The following is a 17,087-nucleotide window of genomic DNA, read 5'->3' on the forward strand; positions in this document are numbered from 1 at the left end:
GAGATGAATAGGCAACAACGAGTAGAAAGCGTCAGTCATTGTCAGGATAACAGCCCGGCATATCGCCTGTACCAAAATACGTCGAAAGCAAATTTACAGGCGCAAAAGCCCCGTAATCTCAAGATTTGTGATTCTTTAGAAAACGCCATTCGTCGTTCCGGACTGCAAGATGGCATGACTATCTCCTTTCATCATGCTTTCCGGGCCGGTGATTTGACCTTAAATCTGGTGATGAATGCCATTGCCACTATGGGATTTAAAAACCTGCGTTTGGCTTCTAGTTCTCTAAGCGATTGCCACTCACCACTGGTTGAGCATATCCGTAATGGTGTCGTCAGTGAGATATATACCTCCGGTATGCGCGGGCCCTTGGCCGAGGAGATTTCACGCGGGTTATTGGCCAAACCGGTTCAGGTGCATTCTCACGGCGGTCGCGTGAACTTAATTGAGTCGGGCGAGCTGTCTATTGATGTCGCCTTTATTGGTGTCCCGGCTTGTGACGAGTTTGGCAATACAAATGGTTTCAGCGGTAATGCTTGCTGTGGTTCTTTGGGCTATGCCCGTGTGGATGCCGAATACGCTGACCGGGTGGTATTGCTGACAGAAGCGTTGATGGCTTACCCCCATCACCCAGCCAGCATCACGCAAGATCAAGTTGATTTGATTGTTCAAGTGGAACAGGTGGGAGATGCCGACAAGATTGGCGCGGATACTACCCGGATGACCTCCAACCCGCGCGAATTATTGATTGCTCGTCGTGCGGCTGATGTGATTGCGGGGTCTGGCTATTTTGTCGACGGGTTCTCTTTGCAAACCGGCACCGGCGGGGCATCGCTGGCGGTAACCCGATTCCTTGAAGACAAAATGCTGCGGCGCAACATTACTGCTGCATTTGCGCTTGGTGGTATCACCTCAACGATGGTGGAGCTGCACGAAAAAGGGCTAATTACCAAACTGCTCGATGTACAAAGTTTTGATAAACAAGCCGCTTCCTCACTGGCGCGTAATCCACGCCATATTGAAATCAGTGCAAACCAATATGCCAATTTCAGTTCAAAGGGGGCATCCGTTGATCGCTTGGATGTCGTGGTACTCAGTGCGCTGGAAATTGATACCGGTTTCAACGTCAATGTGCTGACTGGCTCAGACGGCGTATTACGCGGGGCTTCTGGTGGACATTGTGATACGGCGGTAGCTGCTCGGTTGTCGATCATTGTAGCCCCGTTGGTGCGCGGGCGTATTCCCACACTGGTCAGTGAAGTGACAACCTGCGTGACACCGGGTTCCAGTATTGACATTTTAGTGACCGATCACGGTATAGCGGTGAATCCAGCACGGCCAGAACTGGCAGAACGCTTACAACAAGCCGGATTGTCAGTAGTGACGATTGACTGGCTCTATCAACGCGCATTGATTCTTACTGGTGCGCCAAAACCTATCAAATTCACGGATCGTGTCGTCGCAGTGGTGCGCTATCGCGATGGTTCTGTGATTGACGTTGTTCATCAGATACAGGAGTAGACGATGAACACACCGTCCCCCGCATTAGCCGCCAACCGGCCTATTAGTTTACCGGAGTTGCTAACCAGCCGTGAGTCCCGCCAGACACGACAACAGGTCTGGCTGGCGCGCCACCAGGTTGCGTTGATTTCATTGACGTTGGTGGCTCCCGGTGCCGTAAAAGATAACCCTTTGACACGCAAACTCTTTGCTTTGGCGTGGCAAGCCATTACTGCACTGAGTGAACAGCAAAATTGGCCAGTGTTACAGCAAGAAGTTTTCCCACTGCCAACCGGTTGTGAGGGGCTGATTGCGGTCGATTTACCGGCTGAACAGGTCAAAGATGCCGCGCTGTTACTCGAGCTAAAGCACCCGCAGGGCAGGTTATGGGATATCGATGTGCTGGATGCGTCAGGGCGAATTTTATCACGCCGCGATGTGGGTCTGGCTCCCCGTCGCTGTTTGCTATGCCACCGCCCGGCCAATGTCTGTGCTCGGGCGCAAACCCACAGTATTGATGAACTACTGGCTCAGATGGAGTTGATGCTTAATGCCGCAACGACAACGCACTGATGACTCTGTGGCTCAACAGCCGCTGCTTTGGTCTGGCCTTGCTGCAATACCGGATTTTACGCAACAGCCTGATTTCATAAAACATTATGGGTCACTGGCTTATCAGGCGATGCTGGCGGAAGTCAACCTGACCCCGAAACCCGGCTTGGTGGATCGTATTAACTGTGGTGCACATAAGGATATGGCGCTGCTCGATTTTTATCACAGTGCCGATGCAATAGCACCGTGGCTGCCACGCTTTATAGAGCATGGCATCCATCACTGTGATGTGCACGGGCAGATGGCACTTAACGGTTTGCGGCCATTAGGAAAGGCCTGTGAAAACAGTATGTTCAATGCCACCGGAGGTGTTAATACCCATAAAGGCAGTGTTTTTTCTCTGGGGTTAGTCTGTTGTGCTCTTGGCCGGCTAAAAGCACGTATTGAACCTATAAATGCTGAAGCCATTTGTCAGGAAGTGGCCAATTTATGTTGTGGGCTGACTGAGCGCGAACTGCGGCAATCTAATCCACAGCAAACTGCAGGCCAGCGCCTGTATTACCATCATGGTTTGACGGGCGCGCGTGGTGAGGCTGAATCCGGTTTCGCCACCGTGCTAACCCACGCTTTACCCGCGTACCAGCGTTTACTCGCAAAGGGTGCGCAACCCGACCACGCCTTATTGCATACCTTGCTGATTTTGATGTCTGTCAATCGAGATACCAATGTGGTTTCCCGTGGCGGTATGGCGGGGTTGCAATGGCTACAACACCAGGCGAACGAGATTCTGTCTTCACTCTCACCGGCAGGGATGCGTGAGCCTCTCAGCCTGTGGCGGGTGCGAATATTTGACGCCCAATGTATCGCCCGCAACCTCAGCCCTGGCGGCAGTGCTGATCTGCTGATCCTGACTTGGTTTCTGGCGCAGTTTCCTCATCCACTCCCTCCCCAAAATAATAATGGTGCTATAGGAGTACCTCTATGTTGAAGTCGCAAGAGAAGTTATGGAAAGCGCTCGCGCCTTTTGTGGTGTTAGCCATTCTGCTATTGATCCCAACCCCAGAAGGGATGCCACCACAAGCTTGGCGCTATTTTGCGATTTTTGTCGCCATGATTGTTGGGATGATTTTAGAACCCATTCCGGCCACCGCAATAAGTTTTATCGCGGTGACGATTTGCGTGTTGAGCTCTGACTGGGTGCTATTCAGTGCCGCTGAAGTGGCTGATGCCAGCTTTAACGGGGGCAAAGAGTCACTGAAATGGGGGCTAGCCGGATTCTCCAGTACCACCGTCTGGCTCGTCTTCGGGGCATTTATTTTTGCGCTCGGCTATGAGGCCACCGGTCTGGGGCGTCGGATTGCGTTGTTCATGGTGAAATTCATGGGTAAACGCACGCTAACACTGGGTTATGCCATTGTTATAATTGATATTCTGTTAGCGCCATTCACACCGTCAAATACCGCGCGTACTGGGGGCACAGTATTTCCGGTTGTGAAAAACTTGCCCCCTCTGTTTGATTCTTTCCCCAATGATCCGTCTTCACGGCGTATCGGCGGCTATCTGATGTGGATGATGGTGATTGGGACCAGCATCAGTTCTTCCATGTTTGTGACTGGCGCGGCGCCTAACGTGCTGGGTATTGAGTTTGTGAATAAAATTGCTGGTGTCCATATCGGTTGGATGCAGTGGTTTTTGGCATTCCTGCCCGTGGGGCTAATTTTGCTGATCGTCGCACCTTGGCTCTCGTATGTACTGTATAAACCCGGCGTCACCAAAAGTGATGAAGTATCAGCATGGGCGCAAACGGCACTCACTGAGATGGGAGGGCTGACTCGAAAGGAAGGCATCCTGATTGGCTTGGTGCTGCTGAGTTTGTGTTTATGGGTATTTGGTGGCAAGTTCATTGATGCGACCGCAGTTGGCTTGTTGGCGGTATCCTTGATGTTGGCTCTGCATGTAGTGTCATGGCGGGATATCACCAAATACTCCAGTGCTTGGAACACATTAGTCAATCTGGCTACGTTGGTTGTGATGGCTAATGGGTTGACTCGTTCTGGCTTTATTGATTGGTTTGCTACCACTATGAGTACCCATCTTGATGGATTCTCACCCAATATGACGGTAGTGGCATTGGTATTGGTTTTCTATTTCTCTCACTACCTGTTCGCCAGCTTGTCGGCCCATACGGCGACTATGCTGCCGGTCATTTTGGCGGTAGGTAAAGGGTTGAGTGGGGTGCCGATGGAGCATTTATCCATGCTGCTAGTGCTCTCCATTGGGATCATGGGGGTTCTTACACCTTACGCCACCGGCCCTGGGGTGATTATCTATGGTTGTGGCTATGTGAAATCGAAAGATTACTGGCGGCTGGGGGGCATCATGGGGGTGTTCTACATCGCCATGCTGCTGCTGGTGGGGTGGCCAATCATGAGTCTATGGTATTGAGTTGAAAGTTATTTTTTAATCATTATACGGCGGGCCAATTAGCGGCCCGCCTTCAATTATTGCGTTATCAGCCGTTATGAACGCCAAAGACTCTTGGCAACCACAGCGAAATTTCTGGAATATAGGTGACCAACATTAGCACCAGAAGCAGCGCACCGTAAAACGGCAGCATTGCTTTCACCACTTGCTCGATTTTCTGTTTACTCACCGCACTGGCAACAAACAACACCGATCCGACCGGTGGTGTAATCAAGCCAATACCCAGATTAATCAGCATAATCATACCGAAATGCACTGGATCAATACCTAATGAGTTCGTGACCGGCATCAAGACTGGCGTCAGGATCAAAATCAGTGGTGCCATGTCCATTAGGGTGCCAATCAGCAGCAACATAATATTGATGCACATTAGAATGACGTATTTGTTATCTGAAACTGAGGTAAAGAAATCAGTGATGCGTTCCGGTAATTGCATATAGGTCATAATGGCACCGAAACTGGCCGCAAAACCGATCAAAATCATTACGATAGTGACGGTTTTTACTGTGCGGTACATCAGTTTTGGCAATTCTGACCATTTGTAATCACGATAGATAAACATGGTGACAAAAAACGACCATAAACAGGCAATAGCGGCGGATTCTGTCGCGGTAAATATCCCAGAAAGGATGCCGCCCATGATGATGACGACGGTCATCAGCCCCCACAGAGTATCCACGAATATTTTGAGCGCTTGGCGGAAGGGTACCCGCTCACCTTTGGGGTAACCGCGCTTATAGGCAAAGCCGACGCACATCAGCATCAAGGTGAAACTGAGCAGCAGGCCCGGCAAAATACCGGCAATAAACAGTGCCGCGATAGAAACCGTACCGCCAGTTGCCAGTGAGTAAATCACGGAGTTATGGCTAGGAGGCGTCAATATGGCTTGCACCGAGCCACTGGCTGTCACGGCGGCAGCAAAATCACGCGGATAACCTTTTTTATCCATTTCCGGGATCATGACTGAGCCGATTGAAGCTGTATCTGCAACCGATGACCCTGAAATTGCGCCAAAGAATGTTGAGGCAACAATATTCACCAGTGATAGGCCGCCGCGAATAAAACCAACAAAGATATAGGCAAAACTTACCAAGCGTCGCGCGATCCCACCTTCGGCCATAATGGCGCCAGCCAAAATAAAGAATGGGATAGCCAATAACGAAAATTTGTTTACACCACTGGTAATTTGGATCATGACCGCTTCGAGTGGCAAATCAATCCAAAATGCACCAGCAATGGCGCTCAACCCCACGGCATAGGCAACCGGGACGCCAATGGCTAACAAAATTGCCAGAGTAAAAACTAAAATAAATGCATCCATAAGGCAAAAGTCCCCAAATTATGAATTGCCAATCATGACGACCGGGCGGTGGGTCTGCGGGCCAAAAAACAGGCGCTCGATAATAAAGCACAGCGTAATTGCGGAGCCGATAGGCAGAGGAATATAAGTTTGCCCAGCCGTCAGTAATGGAAATTCAGCCACCGGTTGTGACCAAAGCTCACTGCACAAAATGTAGCTGTAAACAAAGATAAATAGGCTTATTGCTGTCATCAGCAAATCAACCAATATCAAGCAGACTTTTTTACCCGCCTCTGAAAGACGGTCAGTGACCATGCTGACAGCAATATGTGAACCGGAGCGATAACTGGCCGCTGCGCCCACAAACGTAAACGTGACCATGCACAAAATAGCGACGGGTTCAGGCCAAGATAAGCCATCATTGAGAACATAACGGGCGAATATTCCTATAGGAATAACCGCAACCATGATTATTAAAGCAATACCAGCTACCCAGATTGACAGGCGATACAAAACATCCATCGTTGATAGATAAAAGCGAGCCATAGCGGAGACCTCAGTTCACCCTTTGCCCTTGGTGCCGCAGCATCAAGAACAAAGGGTATATATGTCAGCGACATTAAATAATTAATACCGCCAGAATAGTGTTATTCGACAGCGCTGATTTGTTTTATGAGGTCTTGATAATCTTTGCCAAACTCATCGCGGACTGGCTGGGTGGCTTTGTAATAATAATCATGATCAATCTCATGATATTGCACACCGCCAGCTTTCATTTTGTCATGTGACTGCTGGACGTAGGCTTGCCACAATACGCGCTGTTCAGCCTGTACTTCTTTAGCCAGTTTTAAAATCGTTTGCTGATCTTCGGGCGATAACTTATCCCACTTGGTTTTAGAATAAAGGAACAATTCGGGAATAATAAAATGACCACTCAACGTGTAGTTTTTAACGACCGGCAGGTAATTATGGGCAACAAAAGTTGGCTCGTTATTTTCGGTGCCGTCAATAACGCCAGTTTGCATACCACTGAACACTTCACTCACCCCCATGCTCAGGGAGTTTGCGCCCATTGCTTTTAACGTTGCCAATGCAATTGGACTCCCCTGAACACGAATTTTCATGCCTTTAAGGTCTTCCGGCTTAACGACTGGTTGCTTGGTTATCAGGTTACGAGTCCCGGCATCCATCCAGCCAAGGAACACCAATTTTGAATCTTTGTTGTTAGTAATTTTGTCCCCAATTTCTTGACCAATCTTGCCATCAAGGACTTTATGTAAGTGATCTTCGTCGCGGAACATATAAGGCAGGGTAAAGACACTGATCTCTGGCAAAATAGAGGCAACAGGTGTCATGGATACACGAATAATATCAATAGCCCCCATTTGTGCCTGTTCGATCATTTGTTTTTCATCACCTAACACGCCCCCAGGGAAAGTTTTGATTTCCAAGCGCCCATCAGTTGCAGCTTTAAGCTTGTCCCCCATATTTTTAACGGCGACAACATTGGGATAATCTTTAGGGTGAACATCGGCGGCTTTAATTTGTTGTGCTGAGGCCATTTGGCTAAATAAGATGGCAGAAATAGCCAGGCATAGTGTTGGCAAAGGCTTAGGGAATTTCATTCGGTCGTCTCCAGAAGTCACTATACCCATCCTACTTGTCGCTGCAGTACTGTTTATCTGCAACTTCAATTACTTTGGGTATAAAAATAGATAAAAAGGCATCATTTCTAATAGTGGAATCGTTATATCAATGTATATAAAAGGGTTATTCCTTTATCCCTATGTCATTCAACCTAGCGGTTTATATTCGCTATTAAATTGACCATTATCACAGAAAAAGAAATGTCAGGAACCGCGTTTCAATAATTGTGAAGTGGCATTTCATGAAGGGGTAAAACCCAACAAGATCCTGTGCCAGGACGTGACTTGGCAAGCTATCAGAAGAGAGGGCATGTTACTGATAACGTTTCCTGCCAAAAGAACAAGGTGCAGATATTGTGGCGACGTGGGTTAACAACTACTATAAAAGTCTATGAATCAATATGATTAGGATTATGTGTGACGTCGGTATTTATCCGTAACTTTACCTTTGCCGCACTGCCAGCTAGCGGTTTGAATGGGCAGCCACTGTTTCACGGGCTTTTGGCGAAATGTGATTTTGATGTCAATGAATATAGGGATGAACTTTTTGCCGTATATGGCATTGCGTTTCCTGGTAGCTTACAAAAAGCGGTTGTTAAGCGCAGAGCAGAATATCTGGCTGGGCGCTTTGTCGCTCGACAAGTGCTGAATATGCTGGAAGTGCGTGACTTTTTGCTGACAAATGGAATAGACCGTGCGCCACAGTGGCCAGTGGGGTTAATTGGCAGTATTAGCCATAATAACCAACGCGCTTTATGTACTGCACAAGTTATTACGCCGCGGGTTGACGCCTCAGAGTCAAATTCACACCATCATGGTATTGGTTTGGATATTGAAAGTTTAATTCCTGCCGAAAGAGCCAAAAATCTGTGGCCGGGTATTCTTAGTGAAGATGAATATCACCATTTTCAAAAGGATCCATTTCCCTTCGAAAAATTATTAACGTTAGCTTTCTCTGCTAAAGAGAGCTTATTTAAAGCTATTTTCCCACAGTTAGGACGTTATTTTGATTTTCTTGATGCACGGCTACTGAGCTATTCGCTGGATACTGGCCGTTTTGAGTTACAGTTATTACGGCAATTGAGTGATGAATTCCCTGAAGGGCGTCGTTTTACGGGATGTTTTGTACTCAATGATAGTGATGTTCAAACATTTATTGCTTACTAATCTTGATGTTAGCACCCCTATAATAAGTTGTAATCTTTTTAAATTGGAAAATTTGATAGGGATAGACTAAATATTTAGCTACCAGCCATATTTATTGATAGGACATCATGAAATATATAGTGTTATTGGTTGTTATCTTATGTGTAACCTATGTCCATTTTCGCGGGAAAGTTCGTTATAAGTTTTGGCGTCAACTTTCAGACCATTCGACATTTGTTTCACCAATCAATGTCTTCATGTACTTATTTTCTCGAGTACCGACAACACCTTATCTGAAGCAGGATCTTTTCCCTGAACTCGCTGTTTTACGCGAGAATTGGTTAAAAATTAGGGAGGAGGGAAAGGCATTAATGGATATCCAACAAATAAAAGCATCGGATAAATATAATGATGCAGGTTTTAATTCTTTTTTTAAAACGGGTTGGAAACGATTTTATTTAAAATGGTATGAAGATAGCCATCCATCGGCAATGACGTTGTGCCCCTATACCACTTCATTATTACGAGAGTTACCGTCGGTGAAAGCCGCGATGTTTGCCGAACTGCCTGATGGCAGCCGTCTACCTCGTCACCGAGATCCCTATGCCGGTTCCTTACGTTACCACTTGGGGTTAATGACACCGAATGACGATCGCTGCTTTATTGATGTGGATGGTACGCTCTACAGTTGGCGCGATGGCGAAGGAATATTGTTTGATGAGACCTATATCCATTATGCAGAGAACGAGAGTGGGCAGAACCGGCTGATTTTGTTTTGCGATATTGAGCGACCAATGCGCTATCGTTGGGCGCAATGGGTTAACCACTGGGTGGGGAGAAACCTAATGACAGCCGCCACTGCACCCAATGAAGAAGGGGATCGCACTGGAGGGGTTAATAAGGCATTTAAATATATCTATGCGGTGCGTAAAGTGGGGAAGCGGCTAAAAGCCTGGAACCGTAGAATTTATTATTTGATTAAATGGCTATTATTTGGCGGTATTGCAGCATTGATTTTTTATGCGTTGTAGTTTTTACGCTCTGTTATCGCAGTCAGGAAAGAAACCCGGTAATGAAATAGCAAAAAGCCCGCTTAAGGAAACTTAAGCGGGCTTCTCTAATATGGCTCCTCTGACTGGACTCGAACCAGTGACATACGGATTAACAGTCCGCCGTTCTACCGACTGAACTACAGAGGAATCGTGTGAACGGGGCGCATGATATCTAGCATGCCTGATACTGTCAACGCTAAATTGGTGTATTTGGGCTGACTGCTCAGCATCTGAACAAATACTCGGTATCTTTCACGTTATTGCCGTGTTGGTGACACGCCGCAGATTGAAATCTTTTGGGCCTTATTGGTTATTTTCCCAACGTTTTAATCGGGTAAGAGGATCTTGACGATAGAAAGCACAGAAATGCTGATAAACAGCAGGGAAGCGGCTTTCCAATAACTCTGGTGCACTGAAAAAATATTCTGACAATACCGCAAAACACTCCGCCGGATCACTGGCGGCATATGCATCCATGCTGGCAGCATCGACGCCCACCATGTCAATCTCATCTTGAATATTATCCATCGCGCGATGCAAATCATATTCCCATGCGGCAACATCACGCATAGCAATCGGAGGGACACCATTGGCATTGCCGCCGTTGCGCATATCCAGTTTATGCGCTGCTTCGTGGATAACAAGATTAAAACCGGATAAATCGAATGAATCCTGAATATCTTGCCAATTCAGAACAATAGGACCTTGCTCCCAACTCTGACCAGACTGCACTGTTTGGCCCGTATGCACCAAACCAACATCATCTTGCCAGTCTTCATCAACCACAAAGGGGGATGGATAAATCAACACTTCATGAAAGCCATCCAACCACTTTGCGCCTAATTCCATCACAGGCAAGGCGAATAATAGTGTCAGACGAGCTTGCATTAATGAGGTTAATACCAACCCTTGTAAGGGGACCAGTCGTTTTTGTTGCAACAAATGACTCGCAACAGAGACCAACCGCTGTTGTTCCTGCTCATTTAAAGGTGCCAGCAGGGGAATATCCAGCGCTTCACGCCACTGTGCAAGCATCTCCGCTTGCGGTTGATTTGCTTTCCACAGCCACTTAATCATCAGGTTGCTCACAAAGTGATAATTTGAACGTCTAAAGCAGAGAGGTGTTGTTGTAAACATGCCGTAAAAAGGGGCATAAACGCAACCGTTTCATGGAGAGATACCTAAGCGGCTGAATGGGGTGCCCCGAACATAGCCTTTTAGAAAGGGAAAATCCTCCAGCGCTCTTCAATTATTCAAGCACTTATAGAAAAAAATTTCAGCGATCCTTATCACACTAAGCCTGTTAATCAGGTAGGCATAAGGCTTTCTGATATTAGGTATATATTTAAATATGGGAGCAAGTTGAGATTCATTTTACTTGTTAAAAATGCAGGAGAAAACCATTCGTGGCTTAAGAGTGTCAATCATGATATCGACGGCGGTATTGATGCTAATGCCTGTTGTGCACGCCGATGGGCGTAAAACTGACCCTATCGTAGCGGCGCAACACCATTTTGAGCAGATTCAGTCCTATCAAGTCAGGGTGCACTCTCAGTCTGCATCGGGCGACTCAACGGCAATTCGTTACAGCTACCTTAAGCCGGGATACGTTCGTATGGATTTTGCTGAACCCCACAGCGGCGCAACATTAGTTTATAACCCAGACAGCGGTAAAGTGCGTTTATGGCCATTTGGCGTAGGGACGCTGCCTGTTCTGAGCCTTTTACCGAGCAATAGCTTGATACGTGATAAAAGCGGCCACCGGGTTGATCAGTCTGATATAGGTAGATTGTTGCACAATATTAATAGCTTACAACAAGGTGGCCACACCATCATTGTCGGCGAAGAGAAGTTAGCACAACAATCTGTTTTGCATTTATCGGTCATTGGTTCTGCAAGAGCCACCATAGAGAATGTACATCGCTATGATATTTGGTTGGAAAACAGCCAAGGTTTTCCAGTCAAAGTGATCAGCTATGATGCCGATGACCAACTACTGGAAACCGTCGTGATGGATGCCATGGTAGTCAACGTACATTTTCCTGCGCATTTTTTTATCCCTTAGTACGGAGTTCAGTATGGCTGAGTATCAGTTTTCTACTCTCTGGCGAGTTAATGCCCCGCTTCAAGTTGTATGGGATGTCCTTTACCACCCCGATAGGTGGCCAGATTGGTGGAAAAGTTTGGAACAGGTCACTGAGATAGAAAAAGGTGATATACAGGGTATCGGTGCGCTGCATCGCTATACTTGGAAAGGTGTTTTGCCCTACCGAATCACGTTTGATATTCATGTCATCACGATTAGTCCTTTGCACTTATTGGAGGGGCAGGCCAGTGGTGAGGTTGAAGGGATAGGGCTGTGGACATTATTTTATGATGGTACAAATACTATAGTCCGTTACGACTGGCAAATTAGAACAAATACACGCTGGATGAATTATCTAGCCCCCATTGCGGCACCATTATTTCGCTGGAATCATGACCGCATCATGCGTGAAGGTGCTCAAGGGCTGGCTCGTATATTAGGCGCCAAGGTTGATATCGGTTGAGTGTTAGCAACTTACTTGCAAATAATATCAGGCCACTGAGCAGAGTATCGGTGGCTTGAATTTTTATTACCTACGAAAGTACAGGCACTATTTTAAATAAAGACGTTGGTTTTTCATTATCAAAAGTATTCCCCCCTAAATAGTGCTCGATTGATCTAGACTTAATCACTATGATTGCAGCGCTCAAAAAGCTACAGATCGTCAGGCAAGCGAAGCGAACTGATAATGATTCCCTTTTAGCACTTGTATAATATGAGGTTTTTTGTTTTTTTTTATCACTATTAATGTTAAAAATGATGCAACTTCTCTCTAGTGAAAATATTTTTCACTTTTAGAACGTAAATAATGTGTAAATGTCATTTTTTGATAAATTCTCACTTGGTTTTTTCTTGACGTGGCGCAAAATTGACTGTTTTTTAGTGACTTTATTGTTGCCATATATAAGAAAAATCCTACTACGCTGTTTTATATTGTTTTTTTGTTTGATGCTTATTCGATTTTATAAATCGATGACTTTCTGAATTTCTCATTTCCTGTATGATTATTCCTACACATATAAGGATATTTCTCACAGGTGAATTCCCTCCTTCTTTTACATCCGCTGACGATTCCTATTATTTAACCAAATAGTAATGATTCTGAATTTTTAGCTTAATTGACAATATCTAAAATGATGAAATAATGGTCATAACGAAATCGGACTTCATTAATTATGATATAAATCCTAATTAAACCTATCGGTATAAATATATTTAAAGTTACGGGGAAACATACATGAAAATTAAAACTAGCAACGTATTAATTGCTGCTATCGCTGGTGTGTTTATTGCACAATCTGCTTTTGCAGCCGACGGTACTATTACTATTAATGGTCAAATCACTGACACCACTTGTGGCGTTTCTGTCAATAATGGCACCAACGATGGAACAGTAATATTGCCTACTATTTCTGCAAGTGCATTGAGCTCTATTAACTCTGTTGCTGGTACGACACCTTTCAATATTGTGTTGTCTAGTTGTACTGGAGCATCAATGAGTAATGCCTATGCTTATTTTGAACCGGGTGCTTTGGTGGACACCGCGACAGGCCGTTTGAACAGTAATGGTACATCAACCGGTGTTCAGGTTCGTTTATTAGACAAAGGTATCTCACCCATTGTGGTCGGAAGTTCCGGTCAGGGTAGTGTGGTCGAGGATATTACTGGTGGTGGTGCAACATTAACCTATTACGCACAGTATTATGCTAACAACGCATCAGTTAACGCAGGTACAGTAACGACGCAAGTTGACTATACTATTGTTTATGACTAATTAAAGCTTGTGGCATAGCGGAGCTGAAGGCGAATTGGTGTTTATTTCCAACGTTTTCAGCGACAACATGGGAGCTTAATGCTCCCTGTTTCATTCGCTCTATAATTGGAAACTTTATGCGTAAAACACTTTTCATGGCATTTGCTCTTGTCACATCATTGATAACCGCAACAGCGGCTCATGCTGAAGTGATCATCAAAGGTACGCGTGTTATTTACAATGAAAAACAGCGTGAGGCTGTGGTTCAGGTTTCCAATACCGGTAATATGCCAGTTCTTCTTCAAGCCTGGATTGATAATGGCGATGCGAATGCACGCCCCGAGACAATCAAGGTACCTTTTAGTGTTACCCCCCCTGTAATACGTTTAGATCCTAAACGGGATCAGACCATTCGTCTGTTTCGTACAGGCAGTGGATTAGCGGCAGATCGGGAAACTCTCTTTTGGTTTAATTTGTTAGAAATTCCACCGAAACCTACCAAAAGCGCTACCGGTGAGGATAACAAGCTGCAATTGGCTTTTCGTACCAGAATTAAATTGTTTTATCGCCCGGCAGAATTAACGATGCCATCAGAACAAGCGATTAAGCATTTGACCTTCTCTAAAAAGGGCAATCAGCTGGTAATAAAAAATGCGTCACCGTATTACATTACCTTTAGAAAAATTGAGTTACGTGCTTCAAAAGACAGCCCAGTTCTGGCTAACTTGAGTAAAATAAATAATAAAATGGTGGCACCTTTTGCTGAACTGAGTTTGCCAATGACAGCTCAAGGATCGATTAATAATACGACACAAGTGTTTTATTCTATTATCAATGATCAAGGCGGCGAAACGCAGAGTACGCAAAAGTTGGTGCAGTAGAATTATAAAACATAAATACAATTAATATTTACTTTTTCCCATTCAGGGTACGCACTCATTTAATGGCCTCGACATAATGCTTAGTTATTACATGTGTTATCAAAAACGCGAGCGCCCGAAATATCTATCGGTATTATCTCTTGCTATTTATAGCTTGGGTGGTGTGCTATTTAGCCTATCCGCTGTAGCGGAAGATCCTGAGCATGTTGAATTTAGTGATTCTTTCCTCCGTTTCTCTGTCGATGCTGCTCGTTACAGTGAAGGTAACCCCGTAGCTCCTGGTGAGCGCAGCATTGATATCTACTTAAATGAGCAATGGATTGGTCGTCAGTCCGTGCGTTTCGAATTACCGTCACCAGAATCGAAAGTTGCCTCTCCGTGTTATGACTTAACATTATTTGATGAATTAGGGATTGATACCAGCGCAGTGTCATCAGATGTTCTAAAGCAGCTAGAAACCACCGGCGCTTGCTCTTCACTGAGCACGATTTTGGAGGGGGGCAATGCTATTTTTGATGAGAATACACAGCGTCTGGATATTCAAGTTCCTCAAGCCTTTTTAATCCGCCAGGCTCGTGGCTATGTTAATCCTAAATATTGGGATGATGGTGTCACTGCGGCAACCTTAAGATATGACTATACCGCCTATCGCAGTAATCAAACTGATATCAGCAGCCAGACATACCAATATCTTGGGTTGTTGGGCGGTTTTAATTGGCAAAGTTGGCGTTTGTATTATCGAAGTGCATTAAATCGTAGTGACAGTCAGGGGTTTGATTATCAGAATCTGGCCACTTATGCAGAGCGTGCGGTGCCTTCCTTACACAGCAAAATGACGATTGGTGATTCAAACACGGATGGTCAAGTGTTTGACAGCATCAGCTATCGCGGTATTGAGCTCGCCTCGGATGACCGTATGTTTGCAGACTCTCAGCGCGGCTATGCGCCGGCAGTGCGAGGTATTGCCCGAACCAATGCCCGAGTGGTCGTACGCCAACAGGGTCAATCTATTTATGAGACCACGGTTCCTCCAGGACCGTTTACTATCGATGATCTCTACCCTACCGGGCAGGGTGGCAATTTAAGTGTGACTATCACCGAAGCTGATGGTAGTGAACAGTCTTTTACAGTGCCATTTGCTTCAATTGCCGAATTGCTGCGTCCGGGAACCACACGCTATTCCTTGATGGCCGGCGAGTATCGTGACAATTCGATGGCAGAAACCCCAACTCTATTTATGGGGACGTTACGCCACGGTTTATCTAATTTAATCACCGGCAATGGTGGCGTTGTTGCGGCTGAAGGCTATCTCTCCGCGTCTGCTGGGTTGGCATTCAATACTCCGGTAGGCGCGCTGGCGTTTAGTGTGACGCAAGCACAAACCCGATTGCCCGGTGAAAGTGACCAGAATGGTCAGAGTCTGGGGATAACCTATGCCAATTCGTTACCGGAAACCAATACCAGCCTGACCATTGCCAGTTATCACTATTCCAGCGACGGTTTTTACACACCGTCAGAAGCCATGCGAATGCGCGACTATTTACAACATGGTGAGGTGAGCAGAAGAACCATCAATTCAGGCTTGCCAACCGATAGCACAGACTATGATGACAGTTTTAAATATCGCCGTCGTAATCAGGCGCAAGTCAGCATTACCCAAGGTTTACCTGAAGGCTATGGTTCATTTTATGCCAACGCCAATGCACAGGATTATTGGGGCGGGCAGCGGCGCGATATGAGTTTTCAGCTCGGCTATAATAATAGCTATAAGTCACTGAGCTATAACGTAGCCCTTAACCGTTTGCGTAATATGTCGAGTGGGGAATGGGATAACCAATTAAGTGTCTCTTTCTCTATTCCACTGGGAACCCGTAGTGGAGCCTCGCGTTTGAGCACCAGTTACACCAGTACGCGTGAAAGTAGTTCAGTACAAACCGGGGTTTCAGGTTCTGCGGGCAGTGATAATCAATTCAACTATGGGGTTTCGGTCGCGAATAATCATACTGATGAGAATGGCAGCTATAACACTCTGGGTGTGAATGGGAATTGGTTGGCTCCTAAAGCGACAATTGGCGGCAGTTATTCAAAAAGTCATGATTACGATCAGGTTAGTGCAAGCCTTTCTGGTGGTGTGGTTGCTTACCGCGGAGGTGTGGTGTTTGCGTCATCTCTGGGGGATACCGTTGGGATTGTTGAGGCACCCGATGCGGTGGGAGCACGGGTAACTAACTATTCCGGCATGCGCCTTGATAGCCGTGGTCGGGCGGTTGTGCCTTATTTAAGTCCTTACCGGCAAAATGATGTCGAGATTGATCCAAAAGGTTTATCTGCCGATGTGGAGTTTAAAACAACCAGTCAACGAGTGGCTCCAACCGCAGGTGCGGTGGCGTTGTTGAAATTTGAGACCTCAAGCGGTTATTCAATTTTGTTGACCGGGCATCTGGCGGATAACACGCCACTGCCGTTTGGTGCGGAAGTCAAAGATGCTCAAGGTATCGGCGTTGGCTATATCGCTCAAGGCGGACAAGCGCTGGTTCGGGTCAATGAGCAAGCCGGCCACTTACGTGTGGTTTGGGGTGAAGGTGTGGGTGAAAGCTGTGGTTTTGATTATCAATTACCCGGCAGCACAGTGGCTCAGGGTGAATTCCGGCAGTTGGCGGTGATATGCAAATAAACGCCTATCGGAA

At 46.0% G+C, this 17,087-nt stretch carries 15 protein-coding genes and 1 tRNA gene; 11 read left to right on the forward strand and 5 right to left on the reverse strand.

The genetic code is table 11. The features are described from left to right. The first annotated feature begins 3 nt into the window (after nt 1-3). From citF to HUZ92_RS13400, 4 genes are read left to right on the forward strand one after another with little or no spacing between them, the layout of a single operon-like run. Nucleotides 4-1,521, forward strand: coding sequence for a citrate lyase subunit alpha (gene citF, locus HUZ92_RS13385; protein WP_145579728.1), 1,518 nt, complete (start codon nt 4-6; stop codon nt 1,519-1,521). A 3-nt stretch (nt 1,522-1,524) separates the two neighbouring features. Then, nucleotides 1,525-2,073 (forward strand): citrate lyase holo-[acyl-carrier protein] synthase, encoded by a 549-nt coding sequence (citX, locus tag HUZ92_RS13390; protein WP_050101852.1) that lies wholly within the window; start codon nt 1,525-1,527, stop codon nt 2,071-2,073. After that, on the forward strand, nt 2,051-3,040 hold the full coding sequence (gene citG / locus HUZ92_RS13395; RefSeq protein WP_128451049.1) for a triphosphoribosyl-dephospho-CoA synthase CitG: 990 nt from the start codon (nt 2,051-2,053) through the stop codon (nt 3,038-3,040). The genes citX and citG overlap by 23 nt, the downstream gene beginning before the upstream one ends. Further along, nucleotides 3,034-4,497 (forward strand): anion permease, encoded by a 1,464-nt coding sequence (locus HUZ92_RS13400; protein ID WP_050101850.1) that lies wholly within the window; start codon nt 3,034-3,036, stop codon nt 4,495-4,497. Before citG ends, HUZ92_RS13400 begins: the two co-directional genes overlap by 7 nt. A 67-nt stretch (nt 4,498-4,564) precedes the next feature. Here the strand turns inward: HUZ92_RS13400 and HUZ92_RS13405 are convergent, their stop codons facing one another. The 3 genes from HUZ92_RS13405 to HUZ92_RS13415 form a co-directional block, all read right to left on the reverse strand. Beyond that, entirely contained in the window at nt 4,565-5,857 is a 1,293-nt protein-coding gene (locus tag HUZ92_RS13405) for a TRAP transporter large permease (RefSeq protein WP_050101849.1), read from the reverse strand. Between the two features lie 18 nt (nt 5,858-5,875). Beyond that, nucleotides 5,876-6,382, reverse strand: a complete 507-nt coding sequence (locus tag HUZ92_RS13410; RefSeq protein ID WP_050101847.1) for a TRAP transporter small permease — start codon at nt 6,380-6,382, stop codon at nt 5,876-5,878. Nucleotides 6,383-6,483: 101 nt separating this feature from the next. Then, nucleotides 6,484-7,461: a TRAP transporter substrate-binding protein gene (locus HUZ92_RS13415; protein WP_050101845.1), complete on the reverse strand. Its 978-nt coding sequence runs from the start codon at nt 7,459-7,461 to the stop codon at nt 6,484-6,486. Between the two features lie 438 nt (nt 7,462-7,899). Between HUZ92_RS13415 and HUZ92_RS13420 the strand changes: the two genes are divergently transcribed. After that, a complete protein-coding gene (locus HUZ92_RS13420) occupies nt 7,900-8,649 on the forward strand; it encodes a 4'-phosphopantetheinyl transferase family protein (protein ID WP_050140780.1) in 750 nt (249 codons plus the stop codon). A 107-nt stretch (nt 8,650-8,756) separates the two neighbouring features. Beyond that, nucleotides 8,757-9,659, forward strand: coding sequence for a lipid A hydroxylase LpxO (gene lpxO / locus HUZ92_RS13425; RefSeq protein ID WP_050295501.1), 903 nt, complete (start codon nt 8,757-8,759; stop codon nt 9,657-9,659). Between the two features lie 92 nt (nt 9,660-9,751). Here the strand turns inward: lpxO and HUZ92_RS13430 are convergent. Then, nucleotides 9,752-9,827 (reverse strand) — tRNA-Asn (locus HUZ92_RS13430). Between the two features lie 156 nt (nt 9,828-9,983). Beyond that, complete coding sequence (gene mtfA / locus HUZ92_RS13435; protein WP_050098403.1) at nt 9,984-10,757, reverse strand: DgsA anti-repressor MtfA; 774 nt, start codon at nt 10,755-10,757, stop codon at nt 9,984-9,986. Between the two features lie 370 nt (nt 10,758-11,127). Between mtfA and HUZ92_RS13440 the strand changes: the two genes are divergently transcribed. The 5 genes from HUZ92_RS13440 (at nt 11,128) to HUZ92_RS13460 (ending at nt 17,074) form a co-directional block, all read left to right on the forward strand. Beyond that, nucleotides 11,128-11,745: a LolA family protein gene (locus HUZ92_RS13440; protein WP_050098640.1), complete on the forward strand. Its 618-nt coding sequence runs from the start codon at nt 11,128-11,130 to the stop codon at nt 11,743-11,745. 13 nt (nt 11,746-11,758) lie between these two features. Next, on the forward strand, nt 11,759-12,229 hold the full coding sequence (locus HUZ92_RS13445) for an SRPBCC family protein (RefSeq protein WP_050140782.1): 471 nt from the start codon (nt 11,759-11,761) through the stop codon (nt 12,227-12,229). Nucleotides 12,230-13,003: 774 nt separating this feature from the next. Next, nucleotides 13,004-13,540, forward strand: a complete 537-nt coding sequence (locus HUZ92_RS13450; RefSeq protein ID WP_050098401.1) for a fimbrial protein — start codon at nt 13,004-13,006, stop codon at nt 13,538-13,540. 116 nt (nt 13,541-13,656) lie between these two features. Beyond that, nucleotides 13,657-14,400, forward strand: coding sequence for a fimbrial biogenesis chaperone (locus HUZ92_RS13455; protein ID WP_050098400.1), 744 nt, complete (start codon nt 13,657-13,659; stop codon nt 14,398-14,400). Between the two features lie 76 nt (nt 14,401-14,476). Then, a complete protein-coding gene (locus tag HUZ92_RS13460) occupies nt 14,477-17,074 on the forward strand; it encodes a fimbria/pilus outer membrane usher protein (RefSeq protein ID WP_145579729.1) in 2,598 nt (865 codons plus the stop codon). Nucleotides 17,075-17,087 lie beyond the last annotated feature (13 nt).

Origin of the sequence: Yersinia vastinensis, assembly GCF_902726565.1 — a bacterium.
GTDB classification, from domain to species: domain Bacteria; phylum Pseudomonadota; class Gammaproteobacteria; order Enterobacterales; family Enterobacteriaceae; genus Yersinia; species Yersinia vastinensis.

What these genes read in the sequence shown, in the direction of transcription:
- citX (WP_050101852.1), top strand. Translation starts at nt 1,525, where the DNA reads ATGAACACACCGTCCCCCGCATTAGCCGCCAACCGGCCTATTAGTTTA.
- mtfA (WP_050098403.1), bottom strand. Translation starts at nt 10,757, where the DNA reads ATGATTAAGTGGCTGTGGAAAGCAAATCAACCGCAAGCGGAGATGCTT.
- HUZ92_RS13445 (WP_050140782.1), top strand. Translation starts at nt 11,759, where the DNA reads ATGGCTGAGTATCAGTTTTCTACTCTCTGGCGAGTTAATGCCCCGCTT.
- HUZ92_RS13460 (WP_145579729.1), top strand. Translation starts at nt 14,477, where the DNA reads ATGCTTAGTTATTACATGTGTTATCAAAAACGCGAGCGCCCGAAATAT.
- HUZ92_RS13410 (WP_050101847.1), bottom strand. Translation starts at nt 6,382, where the DNA reads ATGGCTCGCTTTTATCTATCAACGATGGATGTTTTGTATCGCCTGTCA.
- HUZ92_RS13415 (WP_050101845.1), bottom strand. Translation starts at nt 7,461, where the DNA reads ATGAAATTCCCTAAGCCTTTGCCAACACTATGCCTGGCTATTTCTGCC.
- lpxO (WP_050295501.1), top strand. Translation starts at nt 8,757, where the DNA reads ATGAAATATATAGTGTTATTGGTTGTTATCTTATGTGTAACCTATGTC.
- HUZ92_RS13400 (WP_050101850.1), top strand. Translation starts at nt 3,034, where the DNA reads ATGTTGAAGTCGCAAGAGAAGTTATGGAAAGCGCTCGCGCCTTTTGTG.
- HUZ92_RS13405 (WP_050101849.1), bottom strand. Translation starts at nt 5,857, where the DNA reads ATGGATGCATTTATTTTAGTTTTTACTCTGGCAATTTTGTTAGCCATT.
- HUZ92_RS13455 (WP_050098400.1), top strand. Translation starts at nt 13,657, where the DNA reads ATGCGTAAAACACTTTTCATGGCATTTGCTCTTGTCACATCATTGATA.
- HUZ92_RS13440 (WP_050098640.1), top strand. Translation starts at nt 11,128, where the DNA reads ATGCTAATGCCTGTTGTGCACGCCGATGGGCGTAAAACTGACCCTATC.
- HUZ92_RS13450 (WP_050098401.1), top strand. Translation starts at nt 13,004, where the DNA reads ATGAAAATTAAAACTAGCAACGTATTAATTGCTGCTATCGCTGGTGTG.
- citG (WP_128451049.1), top strand. Translation starts at nt 2,051, where the DNA reads ATGCCGCAACGACAACGCACTGATGACTCTGTGGCTCAACAGCCGCTG.
- citF (WP_145579728.1), top strand. Translation starts at nt 4, where the DNA reads ATGAATAGGCAACAACGAGTAGAAAGCGTCAGTCATTGTCAGGATAAC.